Annotated in this window: 1 protein-coding gene; it reads right to left on the reverse strand. The window is 44.2% G+C overall.

Going from position 1 to position 364, the window contains the following annotated elements; all coding sequences use genetic code 11:
• Window positions 1-211: 211 nt before the first annotated feature.
• A partial coding sequence (locus DBV35_RS29480) for an aminoglycoside adenylyltransferase domain-containing protein (RefSeq protein WP_117035388.1) occupies window positions 212-364 on the reverse strand: 153 nt, incomplete at its 5' end.

The following is a 364-nucleotide window of genomic DNA, read 5'->3' on the forward strand; positions in this document are numbered from 1 at the left end:
GATTACTTCGCCAACTATTGCGATAACAAGAAAAAGCCAGCCTTTCATGATATATCTCCCAATTTGTGTAGGGCTTATTATGCACGCTTAAAAATAATAAAAGCAGACTTGACCTGATAGTTTGGCTGTGAGCAATTATGTGCTTAGTGCATCTAACGCCGGAGTTAAGCCGCCGCGCGTAGCGCGGTCGGCTTGAACGAATTGTTAGACATCATTTACCAACTGACTTGATGATCTCGCCTTTCACAAAGCGAATAAATTCTTCCAAGTGATCTGCGCGTGAGGCCAAGTGATCTTCTTTTTGTCCCAGATAAGCTTGCTTAGCTTCAAGTAAGACGGGCTGATACTGGGCAGGTAGGCGTTT

It is taken from the genome of Acuticoccus kandeliae (assembly GCF_003073115.1).